Genomic DNA, 16510 nt, shown 5'->3' on the forward strand with positions numbered 1-16510 from the left:
GTGCTGCTCACGAACGAGTTCGAGATCGACGCCGATCTCGACCAGGCCTGGGCCCTGCTCACCGATCTCGAGCGGATCATGCCCTGCATGCCGGGTGCGGCGCTCGACGGACGCGAGGGCGACACCTACCTGGGCAACGTCAGGGTCAAGGTCGGTCCGATCGGTGCTCACTTCAGGGGCACCGCGCACTTCGCCGAGAAGGACGACGCGGCACGCAGCGCCGTGATCGCGGCGTCCGGCAAGGACCCCAAGGGGCAGGCCGCGGCGAATGCGCGGATCCACGCCCGGCTCGAGCCGATGGGCCCGACCCGCACCCGCGTGCTGATCGACACCGACCTCGACATCTCGGGTCGGATGGCGCAGTTCGGTCGTGGCGCGATCGCCGACGTCTCCAACCGGCTGATGGGTCAGTTCGTCGCCAATATCGGTGCGTTGCTCGACCAACCGGAATCGACGGGCGCCGGCCCGGCGACACCCTCGTCCGGTCGGTCCGCCGCGCCGTCGGCGTACAGCGCGCCGGCCACGGCGCCGGCCGCCACGGCGCCGGCCGCTACGGCGCCCGCCGCCGCGGACCTCGACGTGATGGCACTGGTGCTGCCCATGGTCAAGGAGCGCTACGGCCAGGCGATCCTCGGCGGACTGATCGGCTTCGCGCTCAGCTGGCTGGCGTTCGGGCGGAAGGGGGCCCGCTCATGAGCGACCGTCTGGCTCGCCTCACGCCCGACCAGCTCGACGAGGCCCAGCGTGCGGTCTACGACAGCATCGCCGGTGGCGACCGCGCCAAGGGCGTGCAGCACTTCCCGCTGGCGGCCGACGACGGCTCCCTCAACGGGCCGTTCGGGATCATGCTGCACGCCCCGGGCGTGGGCGCGGTGCTCAGCGAGCTCGGGGCGACCATCCGGTTCCGGACCGACCTGACCCTCCGGGTCCGCGAGATCGTCATCCTCCAGGTGGCCCAGGCGCTCGGCAGCGAGTTCGAGTGGTGGGCGCACGAACGGGTCGGCCGTGCCGCGGGGCTGACCGACGAGGAGCTCATGCTGCTCTCGCTGGGCAGCTTCCGCAGCGACGATCCGGTCGAGGCCGCCGCCGCGGCGTTCTGCGCGAACCTCCTCTCGTCGTCGGTCGTCACCGACGACGAGTTCGCGAGTGCGTCCGCGGTCCTCAGCGCCCAGCAGCTGATCGACCTCACCGTCCTGGTGGGCTACTACCGCACGCTCGCGCAGCTGATGGCGGTCTTCGACGTGGGGATCCCGGCCGGAGAGACCACGCCGCTCAGCGGCCACCGTCACCCGCACTGATCCCCGCGCCCACACCTCCGAAGGGAACGAATCCCATGCCTCGCCGTGTCACCCTCGACGCCCAGCTCACTCCGTCCGTCGCCGAGAGCGTCGGCCTGCCCGCGCCCGGCGCCGGCCAGATCCGGGTGCGGGTCGTGCGCGCCGGGGTGAACTTCTGGGAGGTCATGCAGCGCCGCGGCCGGGTGCCGGCACCGGCCGACGGCGTCCCCGGCACGGAGGGTGTCGGCGTCGTCGACGAGCTCGGAGCGGGCGTCACCGCGCCGGCGGTCGGCGACCGGGTCGCGTGGTCCAAGGTGCCCGGGAGCTACGCGGACCAGGTCGTCGGGCCCGCCGACTCCTTCGTCAGCGTGCCCGACGAGGTCGACGACGACACGGCGGCGGGCCTGTTGTTCCAGGGCACGACCGCGGCGTACCTGTGCGAGGCGGCATGGCCCGTCGCCCAGGGCGATCCGGTGGTCGTCACCTCGGCATCGGGAGGCGTGGGTCTGCTGCTCACGCAGCTGCTCGTCGCTCGCGGCGCCGTCGTGGTCGGGGCGGTGTCGTCGCCGGACAAGGCCGGCGCCAGCCGGGACGCGGGTGCCGCGCGGGTACTGACCTACGGCGGGGGCCTCGCCGAGGAGATCCGCACGCTTCATCCCGAGGGCGTCGCGGCGGTGTTCGACGCGGTCGGCGCCGGTGTCGTGGAACCGTTGGTCGCCACGCTTCGCCCCCGCGGCGCCCTCGTCCTCTATGGCGCCGCGTCCGGCAAGGAGGCCCAGATCGGCGCGTCCGATCTCGGCCGGGGCTCGCTCTTCCTCACCCGAACGGCCGGGCGGGACTACCTGCCGACCAGCGATGTGGTGGCGGAGTACTCCCGGATGCTGCTCGCGCTTGCTGGTTCCGGACGGCTGCGCGTGAGGGTCGACCGGGTGCTGCCACTCGAGGACACCATGGCCGCCTGGGATGCGCTGGAGTCACGCCGCAGCATCGGGAAGATCCTGCTGGCACCCTGAGCTGGTCGCGAAGCGCTCGACCTGCGCCGGCTCGCCCAGGGCAGCGAGCCACGTTGGGAGTGGGGGGACGGCTGTAACTATCTGTTGTTGCTCCTACCGCACCGGTCTACAGGTAAGGCAGGGGCAACAACAGATAGTTACAGCCGGGGCGGCGCCTCACCCCCCGACGTACGCCGCCAGGTGCTCGCCGGTGAGCGTCGGCTGCTTCGCGACCAGGTCGGCGGGAGTGCCTTCGAAGACGACGGTGCCGCCGTCGTGGCCGGCCCCGGGCCCGAGGTCGATGATCCAGTCGGCGTGCGCCATCACGGCCTGGTGGTGCTCGATCACGATGACCGACTTGCCGGCGTCGACCAGCCGGTCCAGCAGGCCGAGCAGGTTGGCGACGTCGGCGAGGTGGAGGCCGGTGGTCGGCTCGTCGAGGACGTAGACGCCGCCCTTCTCGCCCATCCGCATCGCGAGCTTGAGTCGCTGCCGCTCGCCGCCGGAGAGGGTGTTGAGGGGCTGGCCGAGCTTCAGGTAGCCGAGACCGACGTCCTCCATCCGCTGCAGGATGGCCGCGGCGGCGGGAGTCTTGGCGTCGCCCTCGGCGAAGAAGGCGTGCGCCTGGGCGACCGGCAGGTCGAGCACCTCGGCGATGTTGAGCTCGCCGAGCCGGAGATCCAGCACCGAGGCCTGGAACCGCTTGCCGCCGCACTCGTCGCAGACGGTGGCGACGGTGTCCATGAACCCGAGCTCGGTGTAGATCATCCCGTTGCCGTTGCAGCTCCCGCAGGCGCCCTCGGAGTTGGCGCTGAAGAGGGCGGGCTTCACGCCGTTGGCCTTGGCGAACGCCTTGCGGATCGGCTCGAGCAGACCGGTGTACGTCGCCGGGTTGCTGCGTCGTGAGCCCTTGATCGCGCCCTGGTCGATGACCACCACCTCGTCGCGGCCCGCGATGGAGCCGTGGATGAGCGAGCTCTTGCCGGAGCCGGCGACACCGGTGACGACGCAGAGCACGCCGAGCGGCACGTCGACGTCGACGTCGCGCAGGTTGTGGGTCGCGGCACCGCGCACCTCGATCGCGCCGGTCGCCTCGCGCACGGTCTCCTTGACCTCGGCGCGGTAGCTGAGGTGGCGGCCGGTGAGGGTGTCGGAGGCGCGCAGGCCGTCGACGTCGCCCTCGAAGCAGATGGTGCCGCCGCCGGTGCCGGCGCCCGGGCCGAGGTCGACGACGTGGTCGGCGATCGCGATCGTCTCCGGCTTGTGCTCGACGACGAGCACCGTGTTGCCCTTGTCGCGCAGCTCGAGGAGCAGGTTGTTCATCCGCTGGATGTCGTGCGGGTGCAGGCCGATGGTGGGCTCGTCGAAGACGTAGGTGACATCGGTCAGCGCGGAGCCGAGGTGCCTGATCATCTTGGTGCGCTGGGCCTCGCCGCCCGACAGCGTGCCGGCGGGCCGGTCGAGGGAGAGGTAGCCGAGGCCGATCTCCACGAAGGAGTCGAACAGGTGGAGCAGGTTGGCGAGCAGCGGCGCGACGCCCGGGTCCTTGATCCCGCGCACCCACTCCGCGGCGTCGGTGATCTGCAGCGCGCACACGTCGGCGATGCTCTTGCCGTTGATCTTCGAGCCGCGGGCCGCCTCGTTGAGCCGCGTCCCGTGGCAGGCCGGGCACGGCGCGAACACCGCCGCCCGCTCGACGAACGCCTTGATGTGCGGCTGGAGGGAGTCGACGTCCTTGCTGAACATCGACTTGCGGATCTTGGGGATCAGGCCCTCGTAGGTGATGTTGATCTTGTCGACCTTCACCTTGCGCGGCTCGGCGTACAGCAGGTCCTCGCGCTCGGCCTTGGTGTACTTCCCGACCGGCTTCTCGGGCGGCAGCACCTCCTTGTAGGGCGCCACCATCCAGCCGTCGGCGGTGTAGCCCGGGACCAGGATCGCGCCCTCGACGAGCGACTTGCTCTCGTCGACGATGGCGCTCATGTCGAGGTCGGAGACGGTGCCGCGACCCTCGCACTCGGCACACATGCCGCCGAGGTAGATCTCGTTCTTGACGACCCTCTTCTCGACCTTGCCCCCGGCCTTCTCGGTCTGCATCACGCCGCCGGCCTTGCGGGTCGGGACGTTGAACGCGAAGGCGGTCGGCGGGCCGACGAACGGGTCGCCGATCCGGCTGAACAGCACGCGGAGCATCGCGTTGGCGTCGGTCGCCGTGCCGACCGTCGAGCGCACGTTGGCGCCCATCCGCTCCTGGTCGACGAGGATCGCGGTGGTGATCCCCTCCAGATGGTCGACCTCGGGGCGGGCGAGCGAGGGCATGAAGCCCTGCACGAAGGTGCTGTAGGTCTCGTTGATCATCCGCTGCGACTCGGCCGCGATGGTGCCGAACACGAGGGAGCTCTTGCCGGACCCGGACACGCCGGTGAAGACGCTCAGCCGGCGCTTCGGTATGTCGACGTCGACACCTCGGAGGTTGTTGACGTGGGCGCCCTGCACCCGGATGTTGTCGTGGCTGTCGGCGGGGTGGCTGTCGCTGGTGCGCGGGGCGGCAGGCTTCGGCATGCGCCCATCATGACGGATCGGACCGACACCGCACCCGTCCGCCGCGAGGTCAGCGAGGCGCCTGGTGCTCCAGCTGCGGTGCGGTGGCGCGGAGCTGCCCGCGGCCCCAGAGGTGGTGGACGACCAGTGCCGCCACGACCGAGCCGAGCACCCCCAGGCCGAGGTCGCCCAGGGTGTCCTCGTAGGCGAACGCCCGCTCCGAGTGCCCGTTGATGAAGGCGAAGTACTCCGCCAGCTCCCACAGGATCGCCGCCGTCGCACCGACCGCCAGCGCGCGCTCGACCACGCGCAGCCGGGTGGCGCTGTGGTGCAGGGTCAGCAGGATGACAGCCGCCGCGATCAGGCCGGTGTTGGCGAAGTGCATCAGGTCATCGAACCAGGTGATCGTGTCGTACAGGTCCATCCGGTTGCCGAGGATGTCGGTGAAGCAGGTGAGCGTGACCAGCAGGTCGGGCAGCCACGGGAAGGACGCGCGCTCCTTCCACGCCAGCAGCCACACCACCGGGATCGTGAAGGACGCCAGCGGGTAGCCGACGGCCCGGGCCTCCGCCGCCTTGTCGCGCAGGTTGCCGCTGTCGGGGTCGATCACCGCCAGCACGAGGAGCAGCACCAGCAGGCTCTTGGCGCAGACGTCGGCCGAGCGTACGACGATCGGGGTCGGGTAGCGCACCACCACGGCCGCGTCGGTCATCCGGGCTCCTTCGTCAGCGAGCCGCGATTCTCGCATGACCTCGCCGGTTCGCCCGCGTTGATGGAGGTGCCCGCCGTCGCCCGCTGCCGGGGGATGAGCGAGAATCAGCAGTCCTGGAGGGGGTTTCAGGACATTCATGGGGGGTGCTGTGGTCGAGGCCACGTCGACGACGTACGAGCAGTTCGGGGTCAGCTGGATCCACCGGGTGCTCCACAAGGAGCGGATCCTGCGCACCGTCGACCAGGTGCTCGGCGACCAGATCGCGCTCGGGCCGATCGGCGCCGGGCCGGGCCGGGCGTTCGCGAGCGTGAGCTTCGTCGGGACCTACCGGCCCACCACGGGCGAGCTGGTCCCCGGGGAGCTGCTGACCTATGCGATCGACCTGCCGATCAGTGTGGTCTTCGACCTCGACCTGCCGCTCGACAGGCTGACGTTCAACGCGGAGGTCGTCGTCCCGTTGCTCCTGGAGGTCCACACCGAGGCGCCGCTCAGGCTGCGGCTGGAGCTGACCACGCCCAGCGAGGACCAGATCGGCCTCGAGCTCACGACCGACACCCGTCGCGGCGCGATGCTGCGCAAGGTCGCCGGCCTGGACGCCGAGCTGCGCCGCTTCCTGCTCAAGGTGCTGGACACCGAGCTGGCCAAGGCCTACGTGCGGAAGGCGACCTACCTCGACATGGAGCAGCTGATCGACGGGGCCTGGCCGGCGTTCACCGCGCAGTTCCTGCCGCGGGGACCCGAGGACCGACGGGGCTGACCGAGCCGCCGGGGGCGCGGTGCGCCGGCCGCGCGGTGATGCCCCGAGCCGACCGCGCCAGCCGCGCCGGGGCGGCGACGGCGTCGTGGAGGGCGCCGAACGCCATCGCGACGAGCGGGATCCAGACGGGGATCAGCATGAAGGCGAAGATCGGCACCAGCGTCATCACGTCGCGCATCTCGGGCTCCGTATCGGTTCGGGGTTCTCGACCCACCGAGTGTGGTTCGCCGGCGGCGGCCCCCGCTCGTGCGCAGCGACAGAGTCGCGCGCCCGATTTGTGCTCCCGCAACAGGCGGCGTCGACCGTGAGCGGCGCCGGCGTCAGCTGCCGTCAGCCGCTGACCCCGGCGGGCTCGACCGCCAGCAGCTCCCGGACCCGCGGCGCGACCCGGGTGCCGTAGAGCTCGATGCTGCGCAGCAGCTGGTCGTGCGGCATCGTGCCGTTGCTGTACTTCAGGTCGAAGCGCTGGATGCCGAGTGCCCGTACGGCGTCCGCGATCTTGCGCGCCACCGTCTCCGGGGAGCCGACGAACAGGGCGCCGTGGTCGACCTCGGCGTCGTACTGCTCCCGGGTGGCGGGTGCCCAGCCGCGCTCGGCGCCGATCCGGTCCCGGTTGGCCTTGAAGTGAGGGAACAGCTGCTCACGGGCCTCGTCGTCGGTGTCGGCGACGAAGCCGGGGGAGTGCACCCCGATCGGGCGCGGCGCGAGCTCGAACTCGTCGAGGGCGCGGCGGTACAGGTCGGTGAACGGCGCGAAGCGGGAGGGCTCGCCGCCGATGATCGCCAGCATGAGCGGGAAGCCGTAGCGCGCGGCGCGGACGACCGACTCGGGCGAGCCGCCGACACCGATCCACGTCGGGATCGAGCCGCGCTCGGTGCTGGGGTAGACCCGGGCGTCGCGCAACGGGGCCCGCAGCTCGCCGCGGTCCCAGGTCACCGGCTGCTCGCCCTGGAGCGCCGCCCACAGGTCGAGCTTCTCGGTGAAGAGCCGCTCGTAGTCGGCCAGGTCGTAGCCGAACAGCGGGAACGACTCCGTGAAGGAGCCACGCCCGAGGGTGATCTCCGCGCGGCCGTCGGACAGCGCGTCGAGGGTCGCGAACCGCTCGTAGACCCGGACCGGGTCGTCGGAGCTGAGCACCGTGACCGCCGTACCGAGGCCGATCCGCTCGGTGCGCGCGGCGATCGCGGCCAGCACCACGTCGGGGGCGGACACCGCGAAGTCGTCGCGGTGGTGCTCGCCGATGTTGAACACGTCGACGCCCACCTCCTCGGCGAGCACCGCCTGCTCGACGATGGTGCGGATGACCGCGGGATGGCCGAGCCGCTCGCCCGTCGCCGGGTCGAGCGTGACGTCGCCGAAGGTGTCGAGGCCGAACTCCAGCCCGTGGGGCTCGGGAGCCTGCTCACTCACCGTCGACGGCCTTCGCGGCGTCCACGTCGAAGTCGCGGACCGCGGAGATCACCTGCGCCAGCGCCGGCGCCGGCAGGGCACCGGGCTGGGAGAAGACGAGGGCACCCTTCTTGAACGCCATCAGCGTCGGGATCGAGGTGACCCGCGCGGCCGATGCGAGCTGCTGCTCCTCCTCGGTGTTGACCGAGCCGAACACCAGGTCGCCGTGCTCCTCCGCGGCAGCCTCGTAGATCGGGGCGAAGTTGCGGCACGGGCCGCACCACGACGCCCAGAAGTCGACGAACACGATCTCGTTGTCGAGAACCGTCTGCTCGAAGTTGCCGGCGGTGAGGTCGATGGTGGACATGACTACTCAACGCTTGCCGACGGGGATTGTTCCCCGGTTGCGGTCGACGCCGCCCGCGATACCGGGAACGGAGCCGCGGTCGGCGTACTGCCACACGGCCCAGTCGCGGTCCGGCGGGCGGTCGCCGAGACGCCGTACCCACTGCGGATGGTCGGCCAGGTCGTCGGCGAACCCGAAGCGGTCCTCGAACTCGGGGTAGAGGTAGACCAGCGTCGTGGTGCCCAGCCGCTCGTCCACGATGGTGAGGAACTCCCGGACCTCGGCCAGCAGGGTCCGCGGCGGTGGCGGCGCGGCGCAGCTGCCCGCGAGCTCCAGGTCGACGGCCGGTGGCGGGACGTCGCGAGCCCCGCCCTGGTCCGGGCCGTCGTCGAGCACGGCCAGGAAGTGCTCGGCCTGGGCGGCGCCGTCGCTGCAGAGCTGGAAGTAGTGGTAGCCCGCGACCGCCACGCCCGCCCGTACGGCGGCCGCCCGGTGCGCCGCGAACCGCGGGTCGGTGAACCCGGTGCCCTCGGTCGCCTTGAGGTAGGCGAACCGGATCCCCGCCCCGGCCACCCGCTCCCAGTCGATCGGGCCCTGGTGGTGGGAGGCGTCGATGCCCTCGACCGGTGCGGGCACGGGGGCATCGGTCGGTGGGCTGGGGGCGGGCGCCGGCGGGGCCGGCGGGGTCGCGGTCGGAGCGCTCGCCGCGGGCGGCGTGGTGGAGAGGGTGGTGGCTGGGGTGGTGGGTGGCCGGGTCGGCGGGGAGCCGGACTCCGACGTACCGCCCGTGCAGCCGGCGAGCGCCAACAGCGCCGACAGCGCCGACAGCGCCGCCGCGGCGCTCAGGTGCATCGGGCTCCTCACGCGGTCCACCCAACCATCCCGCCGGCGCCCCGCGCATCGACAGGGATCCGATCAAGGGGGCTCATCGGATCGCTGTCGATCGGCTCCGGCCGTTCGGCGGCGGCTAGCCTCCTCCCATGGAGACCACGCGGACCACGCACGTCCTGGTCGACGGCGAGAACCTCGACGCGACCCTGGGCACGTCGATCCTCGGCCGGAGGCCACGGCCCGAGGAGCGGCCGCGGTGGGAACGGCTGCTGCAGTTCGTCGAGCGGCAGTGGGGTCAGCCGACGAACGGCCTGTTCTTCCTGGCGGCCAACAGCGAGCTGCCGATGTCGTTCGTGCAGGCGCTGCTGGCGATCGGCTACCGGCCGATCCCGCTGTCGGGCGGCGCGAACCAGAAGGTCGTCGACATCGCCATCCAGCGCACGCTGGACGAGTTGAAGAGCCGCGAGGCCGATGTCGTCCTGGTCAGCAACGACGGCGACTTCATCGAGCAGGTCGACAACGTCCTCGACGGGCGACGGGTGGGCCTGGTCGGGTTCACCGAGTTCCGCAACAGCGCGTTCGCGGAGCTGGCCACGCGCGGCCTGGAGCTCTTCGACCTGGAGTACGACGTCCACGCGTTCAACGAGCGGCTGCCGCGGGTCCGGATCATCCCCATCGACGAGTTCGACCCCAGCCAGTTTCTTTGAGCCGAGCGTGTCGGATATCGAGTTCGCCGCACGGTCCTCGCTGCGCTCGGACCGCGGGCTTCACTCGATGCGCTGCGCGCGTCCGCCACGCTGCCGGCTACGCGGTCGAGTCCGGCGACACCACCGCAGGCCTGGCGGCAAGACGTTCGTGGGCGACGCTGCTGCGCTCGGACCGCGGGCTTCACTCGATGCGCTGCGCGCGGGCGCCACGCTGCCGGCTACGCGGTCGAGTCCGGCGACACCACCGCAGGCCTGGCGGCAAGACGTTCGTGGGCCTGGCGACACCACCGCCGGTCGGCGTCCGGAGGACTCGCTGGGGCGGTCGGGCATAGTGGCCGGATGAGGCTCCTGGTTCTCGGAGGTACCCAGTTCCTCTCCCGCGCGGTGGCGGCGGAGGCGGCCCGGCGCGGGCATGACGTGGTGTGCGCCAACCGCGGGCGGTCCGGCGCGGCGCCGCCGGGAGTGAGCACGGTGCGCTGGGACCGCGAGGAGCCCGCTCCGGCCGAGCTCACCGACGGCGAGTCGTACGACGCCGTGGTGGACGTGGCGCGCGTGCCGTCCCACGTGCGCCGCGCCCTCACCGCCCTGCGGGATGCCCACAGCCCCGGCGCGCACTGGGTGTTCGTCTCCACCATCTCGGTCTACGCCGACGACGCCGACCCGGCCGGTCCGGGGGCGGGTCGGCTCAAGGAGGCGGTCATCGACGACCGGGACCCGATGGCGAGCGTCGAGAACTACGGCGGGATGAAGGTCGCCTGCGAGCGGCTGGTGCTCGACTCCGTGCCGAACGCCGCGGTCGTGCGGCCGGGCCTGATCGTCGGGCCGGGCGACCCGAGCGGCCGGTTAGCCTACTGGGCGCGCCGCTCGACCTCCACCGGAGAGGTCCTCGCGCCCGGCGACCCGGCGGACCTGGTGCAGGTGATCGACGTCCGCGACCTCGCCGCCTGGATCGTCACCCTCGCCGAGGAGCGTACCGGCGGGACGTACGACGCCGTCGGGCCCGCGCTCCCGGTCGGCGACCTGCTCGCCGCCTGCCTCCCCGACGCCGACCTGGTCTGGGTCGACCAGGACTTCCTCGAGGCCGAGGGTGTCGAGCCGTGGTCGGGCCCGGACAGCGTCCCGGTCTGGCTGCCCCGCCCGGCGTACGACGGCATGCTGGCCCACGACGCCGCGCCCGCTCTCGCCGCGGGGCTGACCCCGCGCCCGGTCGACGCGACCACGCGCGACACCCGCGCCTGGCTGGACGCCGATCCCGCGGCGCGGATCACCGGCATCACCATCGAGCGGGAGGCCGACCTCCTGGCCCGCTGGCGGGATCGCTAACGTCCCGCGGGTGTCCCACCCGTTCCGTGTCGCCACCGCCAACATCAACGGCATCCGCGCCGCCCACCGACGTGGCTTCGGCGACTGGCTGGCCACCCGCGGCTGCGACGTGGTGACGCTGCAGGAGGTCCGCTGTCCTGTCGATGCCCTGCCCGAGGCGGCGTTCGGCGACTACGCGGTGGCGTACGACGCCGGCGAGATCGCCGGCCGCAACGGGGTCGCCGTGCTGACCCGTGAGCCGGCCGCCGCCGTGCGCACCTGGTCGGTGCCCGATCCCGCCCGCCCGCTGCAGCGGGAGCTGCGCCGCCACGCGGCGGAGGGGCGCTATGTCGAGGTCGACCTGGCCGGCGTACCGCTGACGGTGGCGAGCCTCTATCTCCCCAAGGGCGGCCTGCCGGCGCACCTGCAGGACCCGAGACGGATGCGCGAGGCGCCCGACGGTGGGGCGAAGTACGACAGGAAGATGGCGTTCCTGGCCGGCTTCGCCCGGCACCTGGCGGCCTCGCGCCGGGCGGCGGCCGCGGCCGGCAGGGAGTTCCTGCTGACCGGCGACCTCAATATCGCGCACGCGAGGGCGGACGTCGCGAACTGGCGGCGTAGCAACCAGGTCGAGGGCTTCCTGCCCGAGGAGCGGGCCTGGCTCGACGCGCAGCTCACCCCGCGCACGCTCGTCGACGTGGTGCGCCGGCTGCACCCGGACGTGGAGGGCCCGTACTCCTGGTGGAGCTGGCTCGGCCAGGCCTATGCCAAGGACGCCGGCTGGCGGATCGACTACCACCTGGCGACGCCCGCGCTGGCGCGCGCCGCGGTGTCGGCGGTGGTCGACCGCGAGCATGCCGGTACCCGGCTCAGCGACCACGCGCCCGTGGTCGTCGACTACGCGTTCGGCTGACGCCGTCAGCTGACGTGACGCTCGCCGGCGACCGGGACCACGGCCACGGCGAGGAGCGGGAGGGCCGCGGCGATGGCGTACGTCGCGCCGTACCCCCAGGCCGTGATGGTCAGCCCCGCGACCGGCGGGACGGCGACCGCGACGACGTGCTGCGCGGTGTTCTGCAGCCCGAGCGCGCGCCCGGACCAGAACGGCCCGGCCCGTTCGGCGACCGCGGTGAAGGCCAGGCCGTTGTCGGCGACGGTGACCGCGGACGCCACGACGAGCAGGGCGACCGCCGCGACCGTCAGCGCCGTGGAGTCGTCGGTGCCCGTCGCGGTCAGGCCGAGGAGCGCCATCGTGGCCGCGGCCAGGACAGCGACCGCACGCATCGGCCGCATCCGGCTCCCGACCAGGTCGGAGACCCAGCCCGCGCCGATCCGGGCGGCGGCGCCGGCCAGCTGGGTGCCGGCGATGACGAGGCCCGCGATGCCCGGCGACCAGCCGAGATCGTCCACCAGCCAGGTCAGCCCGAAGGTCCACACCAGGAACTGTGGGACGACCAGGAGCACCGAGGCCGCGTGGATCCGGGCGAGATAGGGGTCGGCGCGGTACGGGTTGGCGACGGCCCGCGCCTCGGAGGCCGGCGGTCGTGGCGGGTCGATCACGACGAGCGCGACGTAGACCGCGACGAGGGAGGCCGCGGCGGTCGGCACCCACAGCGCCGGCCCGATGCCGTGGTGGTGGGCGATGACCGCGACCGTCCCGGCGGCGATGCCGACGCCGAGCGGCTGCCCGGTCTGCCTGATGCCCATCGCGATCCCGCGACGCTCCGGTGGGAACCAGCCGACGACGACCCGGCCGGACGCGGAGTTCGTGGCGGCGGCGCCGATGCCCGCGAAGCACAGTGCCGCCGCCATCGGCCATGGCTGCGCCAGCGCGGCGGCCGCGCCGCCGCCCGTCGCCGTCACCAGCAGGCCCGCCAGCAGCGCGAACCGCTCTCCGCGCCGGTCGACGACGAGCCCCCACAGCACGAGCGTGCACATCATCCCGGCCATCGCCGCCGCGGCGACCAGCCCGGCCTCGGCGAGGCTCATGCCGTACCCGCCCTCACTGCTCGGCCGGTGCAGCTCGGGGATCAGGAAGCTCGGCGCGGTCACCATCGCCGCGGTTGCCGCCTGCGCCGCGGTCCCGGCCGCCAGCATCGCCCAGCGTCGCGGGGCCGAGACCGTCCGCTCCTCCGTCGTGGAGGGCGGTACGGCGGTCCGGCTCACCACTCCAGTCAAGCACTGGCTGTCCGGTCGGTGAGACTCAGTTCTCATGATTCGAGACAAGGCGCCTCGGGTGACGTGACCCGTCGGGCGGCGATCGCGAGATCGCTTCGACGGCCCCCTCCCCGCTGGCTCAACCGGCGAGGCGTCACGTCATCCGAGGCGGTCACCAGCCTAGGCAGCCCGGCGGCCACCGGACCCGTCGAACGGCGGCAATCCCCCAGGTTGGGGATGTCGCCCGTCCGGGCCGCCGGTGCGGCGCATCACCGGCGCCCGCGGCGTCCCGAATTCTGGGGAGAACGGCGCATCGCCCACCCGACGGGCTGCCGGATCGAGGACGCTGTCGGTGCAGCCCGCAGCAGCGTGGGCAGGCATCGAGGAGGGTCACGCCGATGACAGCATCCACCGCCGGGTCCGGCCTTCCCGAGCCCGGCCCCGCGCTCACGGCCGGGGAGGCCCTCGGCGTCGTCGACGAGCTGGCGACGCTGATCGGCGACGCGCTCGGCCGTCCGGTCCGACTCGTGCTCGGCTCCGCCTTACCGCCCGTCGACAGCCCGGTCTTCCACGCCTACGACGGCGCCGGCGCGCCGGTCGCGATCGCCCGGTGGGCGCTCGACCCGGGCAGCGCACAGCTCCTCCTCGACGAGGCAGCGGTCCTCGCCGCGCTGGAGGAGGCCGCGGAGCGGGGATCGCCACTCGTCGCGCCACGGGTGCTGGTGCTCACCACCTGGCGTGGCCGGCCGCTGCTGGTGCAGGAGGCGGGCGCGCCGCCGTACCGGACCCGGCCGCCGGCCCGGGCGGCGCTGCTCGCGGCGGAGCGGGCGGTGGCCCGGCTGGTCACGCCCGCCGACCTGGACCGCTCCTACGCGACCCAGCTGCGCACCGCCCTCGCCGGGCTGGAGCCGTCGTCGCTCACCGAGCGGCTGGTGGCCACCCTCGGCCTGCTCGCCGAGCGGCACGACCTCGAGGCGCTGCCCCGCGGCGCCTGGCACGGCAGCTGGTCGCCGGACACCACCGCCTCCTGTGCGGCCGGGGGCGGCCGGGTGCTCGCCTGGGGCTGGGAGCGGTTCGCGGTGAACCGCCCCCTCGGCTTCGACACCCTCCACTTCCGGCTCACGCAGCTGCGTCGCGACGGCCGGGCCAGCGGAGCGGGCGCCGCGTTGGTGCGCGAGGCACCGCGACTGCTGGCGGACTGGCCGGTCCCGCTCGAGGACCGCGACTGCGTGGCCCGACTGCTCCTGCTCGAGCTGGCGGCCCGGGAGATCACCGAGGTGGGGACCCGGCACGCGCCGGTGTCCTGGGCCGCCGACTGGCTGGCGCCCACGCTCCCGACCAGCGCCTGACCAGCGCCTGACCCGCGCTTGACCCGGCCCCGGAGCCGAACCCGGAGCCGAACCCGGATCAGCCGATCCCGCCCCCGCCCGGCGTACCGCTGTCACGATGGTTGCAGCCGTCGGACGGGGGTAGGCCATCGTGGTGGACACCGCCCTGTCGCGCACCCTCCAGCTGATCGCCGAGGGCGTGCGCGAGTTCGCCGGCTTCGACCTCGCCGCGGTCAGCCTGGTCGGCGACGGCCTGCTCCACACGGTCGCGGTCGTGGGGGACGACGAGGCCAGCGCGCGGCTGCTCGACCTCCGGGCGCCCGTGGACCTGGTCGAGCAGGAGCTGGCACCCGCCGAGATCTGGGGCGCCCTGCGGTTCCTGCCCGCCGGCAGCTCGGGCGGCCACCTCGACGGGCACGACTGGGTGCCGGACATGGTCGCGCTCGACGTTCCCGACGCCTGGGACCCCGACGACCTGCTGTGCGGGCTCCTGCGCGACGACGACGGGCTGTTGCGGGGCCTGCTGTCCGTCGACCTGCCGCGCAACGGCCGGCGACCCGACGCCGCCCAGCGGGAGACGCTGCAGATGTACGTCCGACTGGCGGAGCGGGCGCTCGTCACCGCCCTGGAGCGGGGCGACCTGGAGATACTGGTCGAGCGCGAGCATGCGGTGGCGGAGTACCGTCGCACCATCATCGACGTGCTGTCCCACGAGCTGCGGGGCACGGCCGCGGCCATCGCCAACACGGTCGAGGTGCTGCGCCGTCGTACCACTCCCGACCAGGTGACACGGTCCGCGCTGGACGCCGTCGACGCCGGCACGGACCGGATCAGGTCGGTCGTCGACGACATGGCCGCCCTGGCGAAGCTGGGCCGTCCGGGAGCGACCCTGCGGGTCGCGCCCACCGATCTGGGCGCGGTCGCCCGCGACGTGATCGGCTTCCACGACGGTGCGGCCCGGCTCCGGGAGGTGTCGGTGTCGCTGGAGGTCACCGGCGTGCCGGTGGTGGTGGGCGACCCGGAGGACCTCGACCGGATGGTGACCAACCTGCTCTCCAACGCCGTCAAGTACACCGATCCCGGTGGCGAGGTCCGGGTCCGTGTCGCCGAGACCGCCGGCCGCGACGGCCGACCGACCGTGGTCCTCGAGGTGGCCGACACCGGCATCGGTATCGACGACGCCGACAGCGGGCGGGTCTTCGAGGAGTTCTTCCGCTCCCGAGACGGCGCCGTACGCCGGCGGCCGGGCGTCGGGCTCGGCCTGGCCATCGTCGAGCGGATCGTCACGCTGCACGACGGGTCGGTCCGGGTCGCCTCCGCGCTCGGTGAGGGCGCCACCTTCACCGTCGAGCTGCCGGTCGCCGACGGACCTGCGGGTTCCGCGGTCGCGGAGGGGGCTGTCGGTTGATAATCGGGCGCGTGAGCACACGGTCTTCCGCGCCGCGGTGGCGACGATGAACAGGGCGGCGCGCGGGAAGATGCGCGTCGTCCTGCTCGAGGACCACGTGCTCTTCGCCGAGTCGCTCGAGCTCGCGCTCGAGCTGGAGGGCTACGACGCGCTGAGCGTCTCGCCGAACGCCTTCACCTCGGTCCAGGCCCTGCTGAGCCGGGTCCTGCGGGTGCGGCCCGGCCTGGTGCTGCTCGACCTCGATCTCGGCGCGCTCGGTGACGGGCGCCGGCTGATCGCCCCCCTCGTCGAGGCGGAGGCCCAGGTGGTCGTCGTCACCGGGGCCACCGACCGGGCACGCTGGGGCGAGTGCCTCGCGCTGGGTGCGCGCCGCGTCCTGCCCAAGTCCGGCTCGCTCAACGAGATCCTCGCGACGATCCGCCGCGTCGACCAGGGACTCCCCGTGCTCGCGGACGGCGAACGAGCGTCGCTGATCGACCTCGCGCGCCAGCAGAGCCGCGAGCGCGCCGAGGCCCGTGACCGGCTGGAGCAGCTCAGCCGGCGGGAGAGCGAGGTGCTCGGTCGGTTGCTGCTCGGCGAGACGGTCAGCGAGATCGCCGCCCACTTCGTCGTCTCCGACGCCACCGTGCGGACCCAGGTCAAGGCCATCCTCGCCAAGCTCGCGGTGTCGTCGCAGATCGCGGCCGTGGGGCTGGCCAACCGGGCCGACTGGCACCCGCCGGGGGCCGACTGATCGGTCGCATGAATCCCGGGATGTCCGGGG

17 protein-coding genes are annotated in these 16510 nt (G+C 73.0%); 10 read left to right on the top strand and 7 right to left on the bottom strand.

All coding sequences use genetic code 11. The annotated features are described in order from the left end of the window. From KVF89_RS00980 to KVF89_RS00990, 3 genes are read left to right on the top strand one after another with little or no spacing between them, the layout of a single operon-like run. Positions 1–696, top strand: coding sequence for an SRPBCC family protein (locus KVF89_RS00980; protein ID WP_257422629.1), 696 nt, complete (start codon positions 1–3; stop codon positions 694–696). Further along, entirely contained in the window at positions 693–1298 is a 606-nt protein-coding gene (locus tag KVF89_RS00985) for a carboxymuconolactone decarboxylase family protein (RefSeq protein WP_257422630.1), read from the top strand. The genes KVF89_RS00980 and KVF89_RS00985 overlap by 4 nt, the downstream gene beginning before the upstream one ends. A 35-nt stretch (positions 1299–1333) precedes the next feature. Then, positions 1334–2290 carry a zinc-binding dehydrogenase gene (locus tag KVF89_RS00990; protein WP_257422631.1) on the top strand — a complete coding sequence of 319 codons (957 nt, stop codon included), beginning with the start codon at positions 1334–1336 and terminating at the stop codon, positions 2288–2290. Between the two features lie 156 nt (positions 2291–2446). Here the strand turns inward: KVF89_RS00990 and KVF89_RS00995 are convergent, their stop codons facing one another. Together KVF89_RS00995 and KVF89_RS01000 are read right to left on the bottom strand one after the other, a co-directional pair. Continuing rightward, on the bottom strand, positions 2447–4831 hold the full coding sequence (locus KVF89_RS00995; protein ID WP_257422632.1) for an ATP-binding cassette domain-containing protein: 2385 nt from the start codon (positions 4829–4831) through the stop codon (positions 2447–2449). A 49-nt stretch (positions 4832–4880) separates the two neighbouring features. Further along, positions 4881–5522, bottom strand: a complete 642-nt coding sequence (locus tag KVF89_RS01000; protein ID WP_257422633.1) for a DUF2238 domain-containing protein — start codon at positions 5520–5522, stop codon at positions 4881–4883. Between the two features lie 136 nt (positions 5523–5658). Between KVF89_RS01000 and KVF89_RS01005 the strand changes: the two genes are divergently transcribed. Next, positions 5659–6279 (top strand): hypothetical protein, encoded by a 621-nt coding sequence (locus KVF89_RS01005; protein ID WP_257422634.1) that lies wholly within the window; start codon positions 5659–5661, stop codon positions 6277–6279. On the opposite strand, the gene KVF89_RS01010 is transcribed toward KVF89_RS01005, so the two are convergent. The 4 genes from KVF89_RS01010 to KVF89_RS01025 all read right to left on the bottom strand — a co-directional run bounded on the left by KVF89_RS01010 (position 6233) and on the right by KVF89_RS01025 (position 8866). Next, on the bottom strand, positions 6233–6457 hold the full coding sequence (locus KVF89_RS01010; RefSeq protein ID WP_257422635.1) for a hypothetical protein: 225 nt from the start codon (positions 6455–6457) through the stop codon (positions 6233–6235). The two genes, KVF89_RS01005 and KVF89_RS01010, sit on opposite strands and share 47 nt — an antisense overlap. Before the next feature lie 152 nt (positions 6458–6609). Next, positions 6610–7689, bottom strand: coding sequence for an LLM class flavin-dependent oxidoreductase (locus KVF89_RS01015; protein ID WP_257422636.1), 1080 nt, complete (start codon positions 7687–7689; stop codon positions 6610–6612). After that, on the bottom strand, positions 7682–8035 hold the full coding sequence (trxA, locus tag KVF89_RS01020; RefSeq protein ID WP_257422637.1) for a thioredoxin: 354 nt from the start codon (positions 8033–8035) through the stop codon (positions 7682–7684). The genes KVF89_RS01015 and trxA overlap by 8 nt, the downstream gene beginning before the upstream one ends. Before the next feature lie 6 nt (positions 8036–8041). Beyond that, entirely contained in the window at positions 8042–8866 is an 825-nt protein-coding gene (locus KVF89_RS01025) for a glycoside hydrolase family 25 protein (RefSeq protein WP_257422638.1), read from the bottom strand. 128 nt (positions 8867–8994) lie between these two features. Between KVF89_RS01025 and KVF89_RS01030 the strand changes: the two genes are divergently transcribed. From KVF89_RS01030 to KVF89_RS01040, 3 genes are all read left to right on the top strand, one after another. Then, the gene (locus KVF89_RS01030; RefSeq protein ID WP_257422639.1) at positions 8995–9552 is read left to right on the top strand and encodes an NYN domain-containing protein; all 558 of its coding nucleotides are present in this window, start codon (positions 8995–8997) and stop codon (positions 9550–9552) included. A gap of 339 nt (positions 9553–9891) precedes the next feature. Further along, a complete protein-coding gene (locus tag KVF89_RS01035; RefSeq protein WP_257422640.1) occupies positions 9892–10875 on the top strand; it encodes an NAD-dependent epimerase/dehydratase family protein in 984 nt (327 codons plus the stop codon). Between the two features lie 10 nt (positions 10876–10885). After that, a complete protein-coding gene (locus KVF89_RS01040; RefSeq protein WP_257422641.1) occupies positions 10886–11767 on the top strand; it encodes an exodeoxyribonuclease III in 882 nt (293 codons plus the stop codon). Between the two features lie 5 nt (positions 11768–11772). Here KVF89_RS01040 and KVF89_RS01045 read toward each other — a convergent pair whose 3' ends face one another. Then, entirely contained in the window at positions 11773–13020 is a 1248-nt protein-coding gene (locus KVF89_RS01045) for an MFS transporter (RefSeq protein ID WP_257422642.1), read from the bottom strand. 389 nt (positions 13021–13409) lie between these two features. Here KVF89_RS01045 and KVF89_RS01050 point away from each other — a divergent pair, with 389 nt between their 5' ends. The 3 genes from KVF89_RS01050 to KVF89_RS01060 all read left to right on the top strand — a co-directional run bounded on the left by KVF89_RS01050 (position 13410) and on the right by KVF89_RS01060 (position 16480). Then, on the top strand, positions 13410–14360 hold the full coding sequence (locus KVF89_RS01050) for a hypothetical protein (protein WP_257422643.1): 951 nt from the start codon (positions 13410–13412) through the stop codon (positions 14358–14360). Positions 14361–14490: 130 nt separating this feature from the next. After that, the gene (locus KVF89_RS30285; protein ID WP_257422644.1) at positions 14491–15747 is read left to right on the top strand and encodes a sensor histidine kinase; all 1257 of its coding nucleotides are present in this window, start codon (positions 14491–14493) and stop codon (positions 15745–15747) included. 46 nt (positions 15748–15793) lie between these two features. Beyond that, the gene (locus KVF89_RS01060) at positions 15794–16480 is read left to right on the top strand and encodes a helix-turn-helix transcriptional regulator (RefSeq protein ID WP_257422645.1); all 687 of its coding nucleotides are present in this window, start codon (positions 15794–15796) and stop codon (positions 16478–16480) included. Positions 16481–16510: the final 30 nt, after the last annotated feature.

The sequence above is a fragment of the Nocardioides carbamazepini genome, assembly GCF_024614185.1.
GTDB lineage: Bacteria > Actinomycetota > Actinomycetes > Propionibacteriales > Nocardioidaceae > Nocardioides > Nocardioides carbamazepini.

Coding starts and splice junctions, on each gene's coding strand:
- KVF89_RS00985 (WP_257422630.1), top strand. CDS start 693: ATGAGCGACCGTCTGGCTCGCCTCACGCCCGACCAGCTCGACGAGGCC.
- KVF89_RS00990 (WP_257422631.1), top strand. CDS start 1,334: ATGCCTCGCCGTGTCACCCTCGACGCCCAGCTCACTCCGTCCGTCGCC.
- KVF89_RS00995 (WP_257422632.1), bottom strand. CDS start 4,831: ATGCCGAAGCCTGCCGCCCCGCGCACCAGCGACAGCCACCCCGCCGAC.
- KVF89_RS01000 (WP_257422633.1), bottom strand. CDS start 5,522: ATGACCGACGCGGCCGTGGTGGTGCGCTACCCGACCCCGATCGTCGTA.
- KVF89_RS01005 (WP_257422634.1), top strand. CDS start 5,659: ATGGGGGGTGCTGTGGTCGAGGCCACGTCGACGACGTACGAGCAGTTC.
- KVF89_RS01010 (WP_257422635.1), bottom strand. CDS start 6,457: ATGCGCGACGTGATGACGCTGGTGCCGATCTTCGCCTTCATGCTGATC.
- trxA (WP_257422637.1), bottom strand. CDS start 8,035: ATGTCCACCATCGACCTCACCGCCGGCAACTTCGAGCAGACGGTTCTC.
- KVF89_RS01025 (WP_257422638.1), bottom strand. CDS start 8,866: ATGCACCTGAGCGCCGCGGCGGCGCTGTCGGCGCTGTCGGCGCTGTTG.
- KVF89_RS01030 (WP_257422639.1), top strand. CDS start 8,995: ATGGAGACCACGCGGACCACGCACGTCCTGGTCGACGGCGAGAACCTC.
- KVF89_RS01035 (WP_257422640.1), top strand. CDS start 9,892: ATGAGGCTCCTGGTTCTCGGAGGTACCCAGTTCCTCTCCCGCGCGGTG.
- KVF89_RS01050 (WP_257422643.1), top strand. CDS start 13,410: ATGACAGCATCCACCGCCGGGTCCGGCCTTCCCGAGCCCGGCCCCGCG.
- KVF89_RS01060 (WP_257422645.1), top strand. CDS start 15,794: ATGAACAGGGCGGCGCGCGGGAAGATGCGCGTCGTCCTGCTCGAGGAC.